At 40.9% G+C, this 16,796-nt stretch carries 12 protein-coding genes and 1 other RNA gene; 12 read left to right on the top strand and 1 reads right to left on the bottom strand.

The genetic code is table 11. The features are described 5' to 3' along the window. The first annotated feature begins 71 nt into the window (after positions 1-71). The 10 genes from HXT26_RS03030 (at position 72) to HXT26_RS02985 (ending at position 12,476) form a co-directional block, all read left to right on the top strand. Positions 72-611: an arginine repressor gene (locus HXT26_RS03030; RefSeq protein WP_032842537.1), complete on the top strand. Its 540-nt coding sequence runs from the start codon at positions 72-74 to the stop codon at positions 609-611. A 272-nt stretch (positions 612-883) separates the two neighbouring features. Continuing rightward, positions 884-2,098 carry an argininosuccinate synthase gene (locus HXT26_RS03025; protein ID WP_116442694.1) on the top strand — a complete coding sequence of 405 codons (1,215 nt, stop codon included), beginning with the start codon at positions 884-886 and terminating at the stop codon, positions 2,096-2,098. Between the two features lie 34 nt (positions 2,099-2,132). Continuing rightward, entirely contained in the window at positions 2,133-3,650 is a 1,518-nt protein-coding gene (argH, locus tag HXT26_RS03020) for an argininosuccinate lyase (RefSeq protein WP_415688480.1), read from the top strand. Between the two features lie 165 nt (positions 3,651-3,815). Further along, a complete protein-coding gene (gene tyrS / locus HXT26_RS03015; RefSeq protein ID WP_004119411.1) occupies positions 3,816-5,135 on the top strand; it encodes a tyrosine--tRNA ligase in 1,320 nt (439 codons plus the stop codon). 154 nt (positions 5,136-5,289) lie between these two features. Continuing rightward, a complete protein-coding gene (locus HXT26_RS03010; RefSeq protein WP_415688481.1) occupies positions 5,290-6,897 on the top strand; it encodes a hypothetical protein in 1,608 nt (535 codons plus the stop codon). Between the two features lie 145 nt (positions 6,898-7,042). Then, positions 7,043-8,143 (top strand): HAD-IIA family hydrolase, encoded by a 1,101-nt coding sequence (locus HXT26_RS03005; protein WP_415688482.1) that lies wholly within the window; start codon positions 7,043-7,045, stop codon positions 8,141-8,143. Continuing rightward, entirely contained in the window at positions 8,140-8,943 is an 804-nt protein-coding gene (locus HXT26_RS03000; protein WP_004119418.1) for a TlyA family RNA methyltransferase, read from the top strand. Before HXT26_RS03005 ends, HXT26_RS03000 begins: the two co-directional genes overlap by 4 nt. Before the next feature lie 97 nt (positions 8,944-9,040). Further along, positions 9,041-9,964 (top strand): NAD kinase, encoded by a 924-nt coding sequence (locus tag HXT26_RS02995; protein WP_112928631.1) that lies wholly within the window; start codon positions 9,041-9,043, stop codon positions 9,962-9,964. Positions 9,965-10,018: 54 nt separating this feature from the next. Then, positions 10,019-11,812, top strand: a complete 1,794-nt coding sequence (gene recN, locus HXT26_RS02990) for a DNA repair protein RecN (RefSeq protein WP_116442699.1) — start codon at positions 10,019-10,021, stop codon at positions 11,810-11,812. Then, entirely contained in the window at positions 11,796-12,476 is a 681-nt protein-coding gene (locus HXT26_RS02985) for an HAD family hydrolase (RefSeq protein WP_101886023.1), read from the top strand. The genes recN and HXT26_RS02985 overlap by 17 nt, the downstream gene beginning before the upstream one ends. A 20-nt stretch (positions 12,477-12,496) precedes the next feature. On the opposite strand, the gene rnpB is transcribed toward HXT26_RS02985, so the two are convergent. After that, positions 12,497-12,870: RNase P RNA component class A (gene rnpB, locus HXT26_RS02980), an RNA gene on the bottom strand. 211 nt (positions 12,871-13,081) lie between these two features. Between rnpB and hpf the strand changes: the two genes are divergently transcribed. Further along, the gene (gene hpf / locus HXT26_RS02975) at positions 13,082-13,753 is read left to right on the top strand and encodes a ribosome hibernation-promoting factor, HPF/YfiA family (protein ID WP_004106803.1); all 672 of its coding nucleotides are present in this window, start codon (positions 13,082-13,084) and stop codon (positions 13,751-13,753) included. A 188-nt stretch (positions 13,754-13,941) separates the two neighbouring features. Further along, complete coding sequence (gene secA, locus HXT26_RS02970) at positions 13,942-16,737, top strand: preprotein translocase subunit SecA (protein ID WP_004106800.1); 2,796 nt, start codon at positions 13,942-13,944, stop codon at positions 16,735-16,737. Positions 16,738-16,796: the final 59 nt, after the last annotated feature.

Raw genomic sequence — 16,796 nt, 5'->3', positions numbered from 1 at the left:
ATGTAGATATGTATACACATATTCGTATATATTTAATTGAAAATATGTTTATGAAAGGTTTTGATAAAACTATGATGAATCCAGAAACGGATGCAGAATCAAATAACGAAGTGTCAATAAAACAGCAACGTCCTGCAACAAAAGCAGCGCGTTTAAACGCTATTGAACAAGCGTTACTGGCAGAAGTGATTACTTCTCAATCTCAACTCGCTAAAGTGTTGGCGCGTCATGGTTTTAATGTTACTCAAGCTACTTTGAGCCGAGATTTAGATGAGTTAAATGCCGTTAAAATTCGATTGACGGATGGCAGGATTGCGTATGTGCTTGGCGATGGTACTGGCAATCGTCATGCTATGGATACTGTGCGAATTGATCAGCAAGTTGCTCGCACTTTAGCAGGTCTTGTCACTGAAGTTGGGCATGCAAATAATATTGTTGTTATTCACACTCCATCCGGCGCTGCACAATACGTTGCAAGTGTTATAGATCGTCAGCCTTTGAAAGGTATTTTAGGATCAGTTGCTGGAGATGATACTGTTATTATGGTTTGTGTTTCAAATGAAGAAGCTGAAAATCGAGCAAATTGGATGCTTTCAGTAGCTTCTCGTTAAACAATTTATTAAGAAATATTGTGGCTATTTAAATAAATATTATATTAGAAAAATTTGCAGTAACGAAAAGAATTTATACGCGTGCAGTGCATTGCTGAGCTGCGCGCGTTTTTATATGTATAACTATAATTGATATATTTTTTATATTTTATAATAACTCTTCAAAGATGATAAAAATATAATAATTTTTTAGCGCATCTGTTGATTTTATTTTATATGTATAATATGCTCTTTATTGTTTATTTATTCAATACATGACCTGGGAGGTCACTATGACTAATAAAAAACGTATTGTCTTGGCGTATTCAGGTGGCCTCGATACTTCTGTAGCAATTCCATACCTTAAAGAGCAAACAGGTCAAGACGTTGTAGCTGTGTCACTAAACGTTGGTCAGGGCGGTGAAGCGCTTGAAGTAATTAAAAATCGTGCTTTGGCTTGTGGTGCAGTTGAAGCATATGTTGTCGATGCTCGCGAAGAATTCGCAGATAACTATTGCATGCTTGCATTAAAAGCTAACGCAATGTATGAAGACGTGTATCCATTGGTTTCTGCTCTTTCTAGGCCTTTGATTACTCGACACTTAGTGAATGCAGCTCATCAATTTGATGCAGACACAATTGCGCACGGTTGCACAGGTAAAGGAAACGATCAGGTTCGTTTTGAAGTTGCAATCCAATCTTTGGATCCAGAATTAAAAGCTATTAGCCCAATTCGAGACTTGTCACTTACTCGTGATGTTGAAATAGAGTTCGCTAACAAGCATAAGCTTCCAATTGAACAGAGCAAGAAAAGCCCATATTCGATCGACCAAAACGTGTGGGGTCGTGCAATTGAAACCGGTTTCCTAGAAGATCCATGGAATGCTCCGACTGAAGAGTGCTACTCTTATACGCAAAATCCTCTTGAATCTCAAGAACCGGATGAAGTTACAATTACTTTTGAAGAAGGTATTCCAGTCGCAATTGACGGTCATAGCGTAACGCCTTTGCAAGCAATTGAAGAAATGAATGCAAGAGCTGGAGCGCAAGGAATTGGACGAATCGATATTATTGAAGATCGTCTTGTAGGAATTAAATCTCGCGAATTGTACGAAGTTCCAGGTGCTCAAGCTTTAATTGTTGCACACCAAGAGCTTGAAAATTGCTGCCTGGAGCGTGAGCAGCACAGGTTAAAGCGTGCTCTTGATAAAAAGTGGGCTGAATTTGTCTATGATGGTCAGTGGTTCTCTCCAGTTGTGCGTTCTCTTAACGCATTTATTAATGAAACTCAAGAGCATGTTTCTGGAGAAATTCGAATGACTATGTATGCTGGCAAAGCTGTAGTTACTGGACGCCGTTCTGATGAATCATTGTATGACTTTAATTTAGCAACATATGATTCTTCAGATACATTTGATCAGCGTGCTTCCAATGGATTCATTGAAATCTACGGATTGTCTAGCAAGGTTGCAGCAGCAAGAGATATGCGCGTTGCAAACAACAACTAATACGATATATAAAAAGATATAAAGGTAATAAACTATGCACGATGCAACAAAAGCAGCAGCCGCAGAACTAGAAAATAATGAAACTAATAATACTAATCACCCTATTGCATTGTGGGGTGGACGATTTAGTTCAGGTCCTTCAGCAGAGCTAGCGAAACTAAGCAAGTCCACACAATTTGATTGGCGATTAGCGGATGATGATATTGCTGGTTCTAGAGCTCATGCGCATGCGTTGCATCGTGCAGGTCTTCTTAACGAAAAAGAGTATGCTGATTTATCTTGTGCATTAGATGAATTGCAAAAGCATGTAGATGACGGAACTTTCGCACCCATTGAGGAAGATGAAGATGAAGCTACAGCGTTAGAGCGCGGTTTACTTGAAATTGCTGGAAATGAGCTTGGCGGAAAGCTTCGTGCAGGTCGCTCTAGAAATGATCAAATTGCAGCTTTAATACGTATGTTTTTGCGTAGGCATGCGCGCATTATTGCATCATTATTGTTGTCAGTTTGCCAAGCGTTGCTGAATCAATCAAAAAATGCAAAAGACGCGGTGATGCCGGGTCGCACTCATATGCAACATGCTCAACCAATTTTGCTTGCGCATCAGTTAATGGCACATGTTTGGCCGCTTTTACGAGATGTAAATCGCTTCATAGATTGGGATTTGCGTGCAGATGAAAGCCCTTATGGAGCAGGCGCTTTGGCAGGCAATACTCTTGGTCTTAATCCAGAAGAAGTAGCTAAAGAGCTTGGTTTTTCAAAAGTTTGCGCTAATTCTATAGACGCAACTGCAAGTAGAGACTTAGTTGCAGAATTTTCATTCATTGCAGCAATGGTTGGCGTTGATATATCACGATTAAGTGAAGAAATTATTATTTGGAATACTCAAGAATTTGCATTTGTTCGTTTAGATGATGCTTATTCAACTGGCTCATCGATTATGCCTCAAAAAAAGAATCCAGATATTGCAGAACTTGCTCGCGGTAAAGCTGGTAGATTAATAGGCGATTTAACTGGTTTAATGGCAACTCTTAAAGGTCTTCCTACTGCTTATGCTCGCGATTTGCAGGAAGATAAAGAAGCTGTTTTTGATCAAATTGACACTTTAGAAGTGATGCTTCCAGCTTTTGCTGGAATGGTAGAAACTATGAAATTTGATCTAAATAGACTTTATGAACAGTCTTCTACTGGTTTCGCTCTTGCTACAGATATTGCAGAATGGCTTGTAAAAATGGGTGTTCCATTCCGTAATGCTCATACTTTGTCTGGTTTGTGTGTAAAGCGAGCTGAGGAAATTGGGGGAGATCTTGCTGATTTAAGCGATGATGATTTTTCAAATATTCTAAGCGGTTTTGTTGATAGCGAAGAAATTGCGAATATTAGAACAATATTGACTAGTGCTGGATCTGTGTCTGCCAGATGCGGTCGTGGCGGTACAGCCTTCGTGCGAGTTAAAGAGCAAATTGTAGAGGCTGAAAACGCAATGGATAATTATTATAAATTTGCAAATTCGAAAAGCGATGGTTCTGCTTATATTTCGTCTATAAAATAATTTTAAAATTAGATTATTAGCTGTAACGTTATAGTGCCAAGTATCGTACGTTATGATATTTGGCACTTTTTATTATGCGTGTCGTCATGTGCTGCAAAAATTGAAAGGCTTGTGGACGCGCAAAGCGCCCGATATTTATCGGTATTCTGTATTAAGGAGATACGAATGGCTCAGGTCAGGAACTACAAGGAAGCAGGTTTTGCTTCTTTGTTTGAAGAGCTTAAGTGGCGTGGATTAATTTCACAATCTACTGATGAGCAGCAACTTGCTCAAGCGCTTGACGGAGAACCATTAACGTATTATTGCGGTTACGATCCTACTGCTGCTTCATTGCATATTGGTAATCTTGTGCAGCTCATTAATATGCGCCACTTGCAGGCTGCAGGTCACCATCCTATTGCTTTAGTTGGTGGTGCCACTGGTTTGATTGGTGACCCTCGTCAAAGCGGAGAACGCACTCTTAATTCTAAAGATATTGTGGCTGGCTGGGCTGAACGTTTGCGTAAGCAGATTGGCAGAATTTTGCCTCTTGATGGTGAAAATCCTGTTCGTTTTGTCAGCAATTACGACTGGGTTTCTAAGATGTCTGCTATCGACTTCTTGCGTGATGTTGGTAAGAATTTCCGTGTTGGCACAATGCTTTCTAAGGATATTGTTGCTCGTCGCTTAAATTCCGATGAAGGTATTTCTTTTGCTGAGTTTAGCTATCAAGTTTTGCAAGGCAACGACTTCTTGTACTTGTTTGATAATTACAACGTAACTTTGCAACTTGGTGGTTCGGATCAGTGGGGTAATCTCACTTCCGGCATGGATTTGATTCGTAAGGTTCGTGGCGCATCCGTAAATGTGTTTACTAGCCCAATTATTACAGATAATCAAGGTCGTAAGTTTGGTAAGTCAGAAGGTAACGCCATGTGGCTTGATCCTTCTATGCTTAGTCCTTATCGCTTCTACCAGTTCTGGTTCAATCAGCCTGATGATGAAGTTGTTAAGTTGCTTAAAGTGTTCACTTTCTTGCCAAAAGATGAAATTGAGCGTTTGGCTCAGCAAATTCAGGATGATCCTGGAAGTCGTGAAGCTCAGCGCGTGCTTGCGTGGGAAGTTACAAGTTTCGTTCACGGTGAAGATTTAACGAACCAGGCTATTGAAGCTTCTTCCGCTTTGTTTGGACGTGGTGATCTTTGCAATATTGATGAGCAGACTCTTGAAGCTGCTCTAGATGGCGTTAAGGTTAAGGCTGAAGACGGTAGTTTAGATTTCGCTAAGGCTAAAGTTGCAGATCGTGTTGTTGAGGCTGCAGTTGCCGCAGGTCTATTCCGCACTGTTTCCGAAGCTCGTCGCGCTATTGAAGCAGGCGGTTTGTATCTAAATAATGAACGTGTAAGTGGTGTCGACGATGTGTTAAGTGAGGGCTCTTTCTTGCACGGTCGTTTCGCTTTGCTTCGCCGCGGCAAGAAAGCTATCGGTGCCGTAGAGCGCGCTTAATAAATGTTTGTGATTTATTAAAAAATACATCTGTTGTAAGCTTGCTGCTTGATGTATGCTATAGCTTGCTTACAGCAGATGTTTAGTTGTTTTATGAATATAATTAAAATGTGATTTTGTAATAAAATTGCACATAGATGAGAGGTATGCCAGAATGGGCGAAGAACGCGAACACTCGCGGAGTGGTAAGAAATCTTTTGGTGAACGTGGCGGATTTGGTCATCGCAATGGTAGTAAAAGTAGCGAGCGTCGCGGCGGTTTCCATAAAGATGGTTTCCATAAAGGCGGTTTTAAGAAGGGTGGTTTCCGCCGTAATGATGATGACCGTGAAGAGAGCTTCCGCTCTGGCGTAAAGCGTGATGGTGATCATCGTTTTAACCGTCATGACGATCGTAAAGATGACCGTCGCGGTGGTTTTAAGAAGAATGGTTTTAAGAAGGACGGATTCCGCTCAGAGAATCGCGATAATGATCGTCGCTTTGATCGTAACCGTCATTTTGATCGTATAGATGATCGTCGCTCTAGAGATTTTGAACATTCTGGTGAAGAAGGTGGCAACCCACGCTACAAGAAGTTTGATGGTGAGCATCGTTTTAACCATCGTGACGATCGCAGGGATAATCGTCGTGAGAACCATCGCAATGGCGATTTCCATAAAGATTTCCATAAAGGCTCTAAGGGTGGCTTCCGTGATGATCGCAGAGACGATCGTCGCGATGAGCGCAGAGATAATGAGCGTCGTTTTGATCGTCGTGACAATCGTATAGATGACCGTCGCACAAATTCGCGTAGTAACTTCCGCTTTGAAGATGGTCCACGCCGCAATTCTGACGGAACTGTTTCTTATCCATCTCAAAATCCTTATACAGCACGCCGCCCTGGTGAGCCTAAGATGCCAAAAGGTTTGGAATGGGCAATGCTTTCTAAAGAAGATCGCGAGCGTTTGCGCGGTCTTTCAAAAGAGCATGCTGAAAATATTGGTCTTCATATTCTTGCAGCCTATACTTTGCAAGAAGAAAATCCTGAACTTGCATTAGAACATGCAAAGTGGGCTGCTAAGCAAGCTTCTCGTATTGATTTTGCTCGCGAAACTTTAGCTTTTGTGGCCTATCGTCAGGGCGATTACAAGCTTGCTTCTAAGGAATTCCGCACTGCAATGCGAATGAATGGCTACCTTGATTATTTGCCATTTATTGCCGATTGCGAGCGCGGTATGGGAAATCTAGATAAGGCTTTAGAAATTTGCATGTCAGATGAAGCAAAAACCTTAAGAGGAGAAGTAAAAGCCGAAATGTTCCTCGTTTATGCAGGCGTTTTGGCTGATACTGGTCATGCTGATAAGGCTATTGAATTGGTTCATGCAATGGGTCGTTCAAAGGGTCTTCCTGGGGAGTATCGTATGCGTGCAGTTCAAGCAGAACAATACTTCTTGGAAGAAGCCGGTCGTAGTGACGAAGCAATTGAATTAGAGTCTTTGCTTGATAAGCTTGAGCAACAGTATGCAGATGTTGATGACGAAGATATAAATCCTGATGATATTGTTATCGACTATGATTTAGAGCATTTGAATGATGACATGATGGATGAAATTGGCATGAGTGAAGATGATGCTCAATTTGCTCCTGATGAAGAATCTGATGAAGAATCTGAAGTAACTGAAGATTCTGAAGATTTAGAAGACTCAGAAGAGACAAGTAACTCTGAGAATGCGGATAATACGGATACTATCGAGATGAGTGCTGTTCACGCTGACGAAGAGTAGTTCGTAACATTTGAATATTTGCGCCCGGCTGCTTTTAAGTAAGCCGGGCACTTGCTGCTTTAAGAGTTGATATTTATAAAATAGGCTTAATAAAATTTGAATCTAAATTAAGTGCAGTGTTTAGCAAACTTAAATGAGGTATAGTATGCAAGTTGAAACGAAAAAGAATTTTTCTTCATGTAATCGTCCGTTAAGCGATGCATTTCGTCTAGCACTGCTTGATTTAGATGGTGTTGTATATCGTGGTGGAAATGCTGTTGAATATGCGTCTGATTCCATTTTGTTTGCGCAAAAAAATGGAATGGCAATTGAATACACAACTAATAATTCTTCGCGTTTCCAATCTGTTGTTGCAAAACAACTGGAAAGTTTTGGCTTAAAAGTAGAACCATGGCAGATTATAACGTCTTCTGTTGTTGCAGCAAGAATGGTAGCTCGCAATGTTGAGAAAGGATCTAAAGTTCTTGTTCTCGGCGCTGAACATTTGCGTCAAGAAGTGCAACGCGTAGGATTACAACTAGTAGATTCGTGCGAAGATAACCCTAAAGCTGTTATTCAAGGCTGGTATCCTCAAATGACTTGGCAAGAAATGGCGGAAGTTTCTTTCGCTGTTGAGCATGGTGCAAAATATTTCGTTACTAACCGCGACTTAACTATTCCAAGAGAGCATGGTATTGCTCCTGGATGCGGTTCCATGATTCAAGCTGTTATTAATGCTACGGGTGTGGAGCCTATTTCGTCTGCTGGAAAACCAGAATCTGCAATGTATGATGAAGCAAGGTTTTTGGTTGCTGCTAATGCTAAGCATGATGATTCTGAATGTGAAGAATACACTGAAAAAGACGAGTATGGGAATCCTGTAATTAGTATTGAGCATTCATTAGCAGTTGGAGATCGTTTAGATACTGATATTGAGGCTGGGACAAGAGGAGGCTATGCTTCTCTGCTTGTTCTTACTGGAGTTACAGATCCTTGCATGCTTATGCTTGCACCAAAACATTTGCGTCCAAGTTTTGTTTCTAAAGACTTGCGAGGATTAAACGAATCTCATAATGCTCCTGAACGCGTTAACGGTACTACTTTTACTTGTGAAGATGCTATAGCAAGAGTTGTGAATAATAATATTATTGAAGTTAATAACACCAACGATTGCAATGCTTTGAGAGCTGCTTGTGCGCTGGCATGGAGTTTGCAAGATTGCGGTGAAAATATGGAAAATTATACTCTTCCGGAGTTTTCCTTATGACTGTGAATGAGGATTTAAGTAAACTTTCAAATAACAATATTTCACAACGTTTAGATTGTGCTTTGGTTAGTCGTGGTTTAGCAGAAAGTAGGACAACTGCTCAGCGTTTAATTCATGCTGGCGTAGTGAGTGTTGACAATCGAAATATTACAAAATCCTCATTTTTAGTAAACAATTCACATGCAATAACAATCGATGAATCAAAAAATACGCAATCTTGTATTAGATACGTTTCTCGCGGAGCGCTTAAGTTAGAAGGTGCTTTCGAAGCGTTTTCTAAAAATGGTTTAACTACTTCCAAATCAACTAAAGCTCTAGATATAGGTGCATCAACGGGCGGTTTTTGCGACGTTCTTTTGCAAAGAGGCGTTCATTCTGTAATAGCTTTAGATGTTGGTCATGGTCAATTGCATCCAAAAATAGCTAACAATTCACATGTAATTGAAATGAGCGGTGTAAATATTCGAAATGTGTACGAAGAAAACTTGCCATATAAGCCAAATCTTATAGTTTCTGACGTTTCTTTTATTTCTCTAACGCTTGTTATTCCAGTAATTTCTAGAATAGCTCAATTGCATGCAGATATTGTGCTTTTAGTTAAGCCGCAATTTGAAGTAGGAAAAGGAAACCTTGGAAAAGGTGGAATAGTAACTGACGAAACTTTAAAAATTAAAGCTTTAGAAACAATAAAAAGTTGTGCAAATCAAAACGGTCTAAAGGTTATCTCCTCTTGTGAATCTCCTATTGAAGGAACACATGGCAATACGGAGTATCTTCTTTATGCGCGTTACGAGAAATAAGAAATAAGTTAATCATTGAATGTTTAACATTTTTCAATATGTATCCTAACAATTACAATAGTAGTAGTTGTGTTTAAACAGTACGAAGGGGCTGTATATGCAGGAACATTTCGATACTAATTCCGCTTCGGCGGCTCGTCGTGCTCTTGTAGTTACTCACGCTAGGATTGATGTTCACAGTAATGTGGTAAATCAAGTCAAGACTCAACTTATTAAAGCTGGATTCGTTGTTGACGTATTCAACAGTGCTTCTGTGTCTGATTTTGCTAAAAAAACTACTCGTATAGTTGACGAAAATACAGAAATAGTTGTGGTGCTAGGGGGAGATGGCACCATGCTTCAGGCTGCTGAGTTAGTGCATTGTACTACTGTTCCAATTATCGGCATAAATCTTGGCCATGTTGGTTTTTTGGCAGAATTTGAAAGTTTTCAAATTAATGATGCTATTCGTAGGATTGCAAACAAGGATTACACTATTGACAGGAGAATGGAAGCTCATGTAGATGTGTGGCTTCCTGGCGAAAGCGAGCCTTTAAGTGATTGGGCGTTGAACGATATAACTCTTGATCGCGAAGACAGAGGTCGAATGGTAGAACTTTCAATACGAGTAGACGATGTTGAAATGTCATCTTTTGGTTGCGATGGTGTAATAGTTTCAACTCCTACTGGTTCTACAGCTTACGCATTTTCAGCAGGTGGATCAATTATGTGGCCAAATGTAGAAGCATTGCAATTAGTGCCATTAGCTGCTCATGCTCTTTTTGCGCGTCCTCTAATTATTGGTGCCGGTTCTACTTTTACTATTGACATTCTTAATGAATCGTCTTCTGGAGGTTGGATTTGTTGCGACGGTAGAAGACAGCGTGCGCTCCCTCAGGGATCAAGGATTCAAGTTCGTCAATCAAAAGATGAGCTATTATTAGCTAGACTTTCTGGCGCTCCTTTTACGAAGCGTTTAGTTACAAAATTTGATTTGCCAATAGTTGGATGGCGTGAGCACAATAATAATTCTTTAAAATGAATTATTTAAGTAGAAAATAATATTAAATATAGCATTTATAAAACGAGGTACAGCGTGCTTGAAGAGTTAGAAATACGTAATCTTGGGCCAATTTCACATGCGCTTATTACTCCTTCGTCTCACATGACAGCTATTACGGGCGAAACAGGTGCCGGAAAGTCAATGCTTTTAAGTGCTATCAAGCTTATTTCTGGATCCAAAGCAGAAGTTGCAAGGATTTCTCCAAATGCTAAAGAAGCGTGGGTCCAAGGCATATTTAGTATTCCTAAAACAAGTGAATTAGTAGATGCTGTTGGCAAATCCGGTATTGAATTAGAGCCTTCAGAAAATGACGAAAATAAATCAGATATGTATGTTTCTAGAACAGTACCACAAGAAGGTCGTTCAAGAGCAACAATTTCTGGTTTCGCAGTACCAAAAACAGTTCTTGAACAAGTATGTTCTCGATTGATAGTGATTCATGGACAAAGTGACCAATTACGCATAGCAACAAATTCAAAACAACGCGAATTGCTTGATACTGTATCTAAAAATAGTGAATTACTTAAGCAATACGCATGTGCGTATCAAGCGTGGAAAGATGCTAAAGAAACATGTAACCGACTAGAAAATCAAGCGTCTTCTTCACGGCAACGTGCAGATTACCTTAGAGAATCATTAGCGCGAATACGAGATGTGAATCCTCTCCCTAATGAAGATAAAGAATTGCGCGCAAAAAGAGAAAGAATTGAGAATTCTGCTCAAATTGTCAAAGCAGTGAGCATTGCGCTCGCATCCCTTGATTCCAGTCAAATAGATTGTGGTGCTTCAGAATCATCTGAAGATGCTTGTTTCCTTGTAGATAAAGCTTCTCAAGCATTACGAAATATTCGTGTAGATGATTCTTTCAATTCTATTGCAAATCAACTTGACGATATTCATGCTCAACTTGACGATATCGTAATGCAGCTTGCTCAACAGTTGGATATCGATGTAAGTGAAAAAGATTTAGATGATTTAAATTCTCGTATTCATGATCTTACTGATTTAACTCGTAGGTGGGGCCCAACATTAGATGATGTACTTGATTGGTCCGAAAAAGCTCAGTTTGAACTTGAAGATTTAGATGATTCTCCTGAAGCTATTGCCAAAGCGCGTGCTAAATGTGCTCAACGATATGATGATGCTCTTAAACTTGCTGAAGAATTATATAAAACTCGTTTAAATGCAGCTCATGATTTTGGCACTTTAGTTAGTGAAGAATTAAACTCTTTGGCCATGCCAGGTGCTCAATTAATTATCAGTGTAAATAAGCGTTGCGAAGATTTATCTGGTTCTATTCCGCTTGATGCTAACGGATGTGATGATGTAGAGTTTTTGTTCCGACCATTTCCTGCTTCTTCAGATTTGCCGATGAGCAAAAGTGCTTCTGGTGGTGAATTAAGTAGGCTTATGCTTGCAATTGAGCTTGTTATTGCGAAGTTGACAGATTGCGACGAAGAAAATATGACATTTATTTTCGACGAAGTAGATTCTGGTGTTGGTGGTGTTGCGGCAGTAGAGCTAGGTAAACGTTTGGCTCAACTTTCTAAACATGCTCAAGTTATTGTTGTTACTCATTTAGCTCAGGTTGCTTCTTTTGCAGATGTACAATTTGCAGTACAAAAAAATCTTGTTGAAAATGGCGATAATAGCGAGAATAGCTCTTTTGCTAAAGTTGCAAATACTTCTGTTATTGAGCTTAATGATTTGATGCGTGAACAAGAGATTGCTAGGATGCTTGATGGAAGTGAATCAAAAACTTCACTAGAACATGCTCGTGAACTATTGAATGCAAGTAGGAAGATCATTGATGGATTTACAAAATAATTCGTCTATTGTTGCAGCGATTTTTGATTTTGACGGCACATTACTTGATTCTTTAAGCGTTTGGGATGATATTGATCGAGTAAGTTTTGCGAAACGTGGTATGAGCGTTCCCTCAATCTTTGCTAGTACAACTGCAACAATGAATCCTAGACAAATTGCAGAATATGTTATTAAAAATTACGGGTTCACTGATTCTCCTGAAGCTTTGATGAAGGAGTGGTCAGATATGGCTTTTGACGCTTATGCTAATCATCTTCCGCTAAGAAAAGGCGCGTATGAATATGTGCATTATTTGCATTCTAATGGTGTAAAGCTTTTTCTTGCCACAACTCTTTCTAAACGCTTGTGTATTCCAGCTTTAAAAAGAGTTGGTATTTTTGATTGTTTTGATTTTCTTCATTTTGGAGAAGATTTATCTGAAAAAGGTAAGCATAGTCCTAAAACTTATACCGATATTGCTAATCAGCTTAAAGCAGATCCAGCTGAATGCATAGTTTTTGAAGATTCTGCTACAGCTTTATGTTCAGCTCAGCAAGCTGGTATGCAAACATGCGGAGTAGTTGATAATTCAAACGTAAAAATTGATTTAGATTCGTCGTTTAATAAGTGTTTAGCAGTATTCTCTGATTTTTCTTTCGCTCCAAAAATCAGCGATATAAGTTGAAAATATGCTATTTGGTTGAGTTGATGAGGTTTCACATACCCCGGGTTTTGTCGCATACACAAGTGCATGCGGATGGCCATCCATCTCGATTTGACGTTACCGCCAAACTCTAGCAGTCTACCCGAAGACTTGAGCGAGCAGCTCTAAAGCGTCTTCTGCTTGACCTTGCTCCCAATGAGGCTTGCCATGCGGCTTACTGTTGCCAGAAGCCCGGTGGTCTCTTACGCCGCCGTTTCACCCTTACCCGAACGAAACGTTCAGGCGGTCTATTCTCTGTTGCGCTATCTCTCAGGTCGCCCTGGGCGGACGTTATCCGCCATTGTGCTCTGTGGAGCCCGGAAGTTCCTCAGTCACTCCGAATGAACATTGTGACCGCGGCCATCGTGAAACCTCAACCTTCCTAATTATAGCAGATAATATTAATATCGTAAAAAATTCGTTATTTTATAAGAAATTCCGTAATAAACGTTAATTTTTTTATTTTAATTTAATAAATTGCTAGGTTTGTATGGATTTAGCAGATATAATAGAAGAACCGACGGCATCGTGGCAGTCGGGTTGTACAAATCGAGCTTAAGGTTCGAGTCTATATGGGGAGGTTTCGCATGGAAATCGTCATTACTGGTCGTCATACGCAGATTAATCAAAGGTTCCGTGACGTTGTAGAAAGTAAGATGAATCGTGTGACCGCCATTGCGCCTGATGCGCAGCGCGTGCAAATCGTGTTGACTCATGAAGGCAATCCAAGGCAGGCTGACACAGCAAAGCGAGTTGAAATCACTGTTGTTGCAGGAAGCACTGTGATTCGCGCAGAAGCTTCTAGCACTGATCAATTTAGCGCATTAGATATGGCGCTTGATAAGTTGACGCTTCGTTTGCGTCGTACTCGCGATCGTCGTAAGGATCATCGCCGTGGATATACGGAAATGACTCCTGTAGATATGGGTGCTGTAGAACCTGAGATTGAAACTACCGTTGAAGAGCCAGAAGAAAATGAGGTTAATAGCGCAGATGCTGCTGTTGCTTCCGATTTAGGTCCTGGTGAATCTGTGGAAGTAAGTGTTGGCGACACTCCTATTGTGATTCGTCGTAAGCTACATATTGCAGAGCCTATGAGCATAGATGAGGCTTTGTATGAGATGGAGCTTATTGGACATGATTTCTTCCTGTTTGTAAACAAAGAAACTATGAGACCATCTGTAGTATATCGCAGACATGGTTGGAGCTATGGCGTGTTTGAAATTGATACACCTGAAAATGTTGCTAAGCAAAAGTAATGGTTAAAAACATGTCTAAAGTGCGCGAATAAGTGCGCGTGCCCGTCTAGCACAATGTTGGGCGGGCATTTTTATGTAGAAATCAGACTCGCTAACTTACAAAAATCGTAGCCGTCGCGTAATATAGGCACAGTTTACGTCTATGTTGGCTAGGCCGTCGTCATAGACATGACCTAAGGGAGCAAAACGTGGTAGATATCGTCGATAAAGCCTTGCGTATGGGTGAAGGCCGTCAATTGAAGCGCCTTGAGAACGTAGCCAAGGCTGTGAATGCGTTGGAAGATGAAATTTCCGCGCTTTCCGATGAAGAATTGAAGGGTCAAACTGCTAAATTCAAGCAGCGTTTAGACAATGGTGCAAAGCTTGATGATTTGATGCCTGAAGCCTTCGCTACTGTGCGAGAGGTTTCAAAGCGTACGCTTGGCCAGCGTCATTTCGATGTGCAGCTTATGGGTGGTGCTGCATTGCATTGGGGCAATATTGCAGAAATGAAAACCGGTGAAGGTAAAACGTTGGTCGCTACTTTGCCAAGCTATCTGAATGCTTTGGAAGGCAAAGGCGTGCACGTTGTCACAGTCAACGATTACCTTGCTAGCTATCAAAGCGAACTTATGGGTCGTATTTATAGATTCCTTGGCATGAGCGTTGGCTGCATTATTACCGACCAGCAGCCACCTGAGCGTCGTAAGCAATACAATGCTGATATTACTTACGGTACAAATAATGAGTTTGGCTTCGATTACTTGCGCGATAATATGGCGTGGGAAAAGAGCGAACTTGTGCAACGCGGTCATCACTATGCAATTGTCGATGAGGTTGATTCCATTCTTATCGATGAAGCTCGTACGCCACTTATTATTTCAGGTCCTGCTGAAGGTGATGTAACTCATTGGTATCGTGAATTTGCAAAACTTGTTTTGAAGCTTACTCGCGATGTTGATTACGAGATTGACGAAAAGAAAAAAACCGCAGGTATTCTTGATCCTGGCATTGCAAAAATTGAGGATTACTTGGGCATCGATAACCTTTATGAGCCAAGCAATACAGCTCTTATTGGTTATTTGAATAACGCTTTGAAAGCTAAGGAGCTTTTCCTTCTAGATCGTGACTATGTTGTCACCAACGGCGAAGTTTTGATTGTCGATGAGCATACTGGTCGTGTTCTTCCAGGTCGTCGTTATAGCGAGGGCTTGCATCAAGCAATTGAAGCTAAAGAAAATGTGGAAGTTAAGGCAGAAAATCAGACTTTTGCTACTATTACTTTGCAAAACTATTTCCGCATGTACGACAAGCTTGCTGGTATGACTGGTACTGCTGAGACTGAAGCTGCAGAGTTCATGGGAACTTACAAGCTTGGTGTTCTTCCAATTCCTTCCAATCGTCCAGTAATTCGTAAAGATAAGGACGATTTGATCTTCCGCACAAAGAAAGAAAAGCTTACTGCTATCGTGCGCGATGTTGCTGAACGCCATGCTAAAGGACAGCCTGTGTTGCTTGGTACAGCTTCTGTTGAATCTTCTGAGATTCTTTCTTCACTCCTTGACGTTGCTCGCATTCCTCACCAGGTTTTGAATGCTAAGCAGAATGCTAAGGAAGCTGCTGTTGTTGCTGTTGCTGGTCGTAAGGGTGCTGTAACTGTTGCTACTAACATGGCAGGTCGTGGTACTGATATTATGCTTGGTGGCAATGTTGAATTCTTGGCTGATGCAAAGTTGAAGGCTGATGGTTATTCTCCAGACGATACTCCTGAAGAATATGAGAAGCGTTGGCCAGGCGTTTTAGCTGAAGTTAAAGAGCAAGTTAAAGACGAGCATGAAGAAGTTAAGAAGCTTGGTGGCTTGTATGTTCTTGGCACTGAGCGTCACGAATCTCGTCGTATTGATAACCAGCTTCGAGGTCGATCTGGTCGTCAGGGCGATCCTGGCGAATCTCGCTTCTACTTGAGCTTGGAAGATGATTTGATGCGTCTGTTCAACACTCAGCTTGTTGCTCGTGTTATGGCTAAGGGATTGCCAGAAGGCGAACCAATTGAGTCTAAGTACGTTTCTAACGGTGTACGCACCGCACAGAAGACTGTTGAAGCTCGTAACTTTGAAATGCGTAAGAACGTTTTGAAGTATGACGATGTTATGAATAAGCAGCGTACTGTGATTTATGCAGAGCGTCAGATGGTTCTTAAGGGTGAAGATATTCACGAGGACATCTTGAAGTTCATCAGTGACACCGTAGAAAGCTATGTGCGTGGCGCAATGAACGGTTCTGATAAGCCAAAGAATTGGGATTTGGACGGCTTAAAAGATGCTCTTAACTCTGTAATGCCTGTACTTCTTGATTGGGATCAGGTACGTGAAACGATTATCAATCTCAAGGGCGAAAAAGCTGTTTCTGCTTTGCGTGATTTGATCGTCGACAGTGTAGTAAAGGTTTACTCTCTCGTCGAAGATCGTCTCGGTGCTGATCCACTTCGTCAAATTGAACGTCGCGTTGTTCTTTCTGTTCTCGATCGCAAGTGGCGTGAACATCTTTATGAGATGGATTATTTGAAGGATGGTATTGGTCTGCGTGGTATGGGTCAGCGTGATCCGCTCGTTGAATATCAGCGTGAAGGCTACCAGATGTACAATTCGATGATTGAGGCAATTAAGGAAGAAAGCATTCAGCTTCTATTCCACATTGATGTCAATCAGATTGCTTCTACTGAAGATATTTCTTCTGACGATGAACTTGATGAAGATGTTGCGCAAGCTTCGTCTGAGGTAGATGCTGAAGATCAAGCTGCTGGTATTGTTGGTCCTGCACCTTTGAGCCATGCTGAAGGCGATGTTCCATTAACCATGCGACCAAAGAATGAAGAATGGAAGACTCCATGGTCTGATGGGCGTACATTCCCAGGAACAAATAAGAATGACGAATGCCCATGTGGTTCTGGTCGTAAGTACAAGCTTTGCCATGGTCAAAACGAAGCTGAAAACGAAGCTGAGTGATTAAAGCTTACTAAAGTAAAATAAAGAAAAGGCGGTGTGATCAGAATCATGCCGCCTTT

The organism is Gardnerella sp. DNF00497B (genome assembly GCF_049262725.1).
Taxonomy (GTDB): Bacteria; Actinomycetota; Actinomycetes; order Actinomycetales; family Bifidobacteriaceae; genus Bifidobacterium; species Bifidobacterium leopoldii.
This window is presented reverse-complemented; position numbering and strand designations above follow the sequence as displayed.

Coding starts and splice junctions, on each gene's coding strand:
- HXT26_RS03030 (WP_032842537.1), top strand. CDS start 72: ATGATGAATCCAGAAACGGATGCAGAATCAAATAACGAAGTGTCAATA.
- HXT26_RS03025 (WP_116442694.1), top strand. CDS start 884: ATGACTAATAAAAAACGTATTGTCTTGGCGTATTCAGGTGGCCTCGAT.
- argH (WP_415688480.1), top strand. CDS start 2,133: ATGCACGATGCAACAAAAGCAGCAGCCGCAGAACTAGAAAATAATGAA.
- tyrS (WP_004119411.1), top strand. CDS start 3,816: ATGGCTCAGGTCAGGAACTACAAGGAAGCAGGTTTTGCTTCTTTGTTT.
- HXT26_RS03010 (WP_415688481.1), top strand. CDS start 5,290: ATGGGCGAAGAACGCGAACACTCGCGGAGTGGTAAGAAATCTTTTGGT.
- HXT26_RS03005 (WP_415688482.1), top strand. CDS start 7,043: ATGCAAGTTGAAACGAAAAAGAATTTTTCTTCATGTAATCGTCCGTTA.
- HXT26_RS03000 (WP_004119418.1), top strand. CDS start 8,140: ATGACTGTGAATGAGGATTTAAGTAAACTTTCAAATAACAATATTTCA.
- HXT26_RS02995 (WP_112928631.1), top strand. CDS start 9,041: ATGCAGGAACATTTCGATACTAATTCCGCTTCGGCGGCTCGTCGTGCT.
- HXT26_RS02985 (WP_101886023.1), top strand. CDS start 11,796: ATGGATTTACAAAATAATTCGTCTATTGTTGCAGCGATTTTTGATTTT.
- hpf (WP_004106803.1), top strand. CDS start 13,082: ATGGAAATCGTCATTACTGGTCGTCATACGCAGATTAATCAAAGGTTC.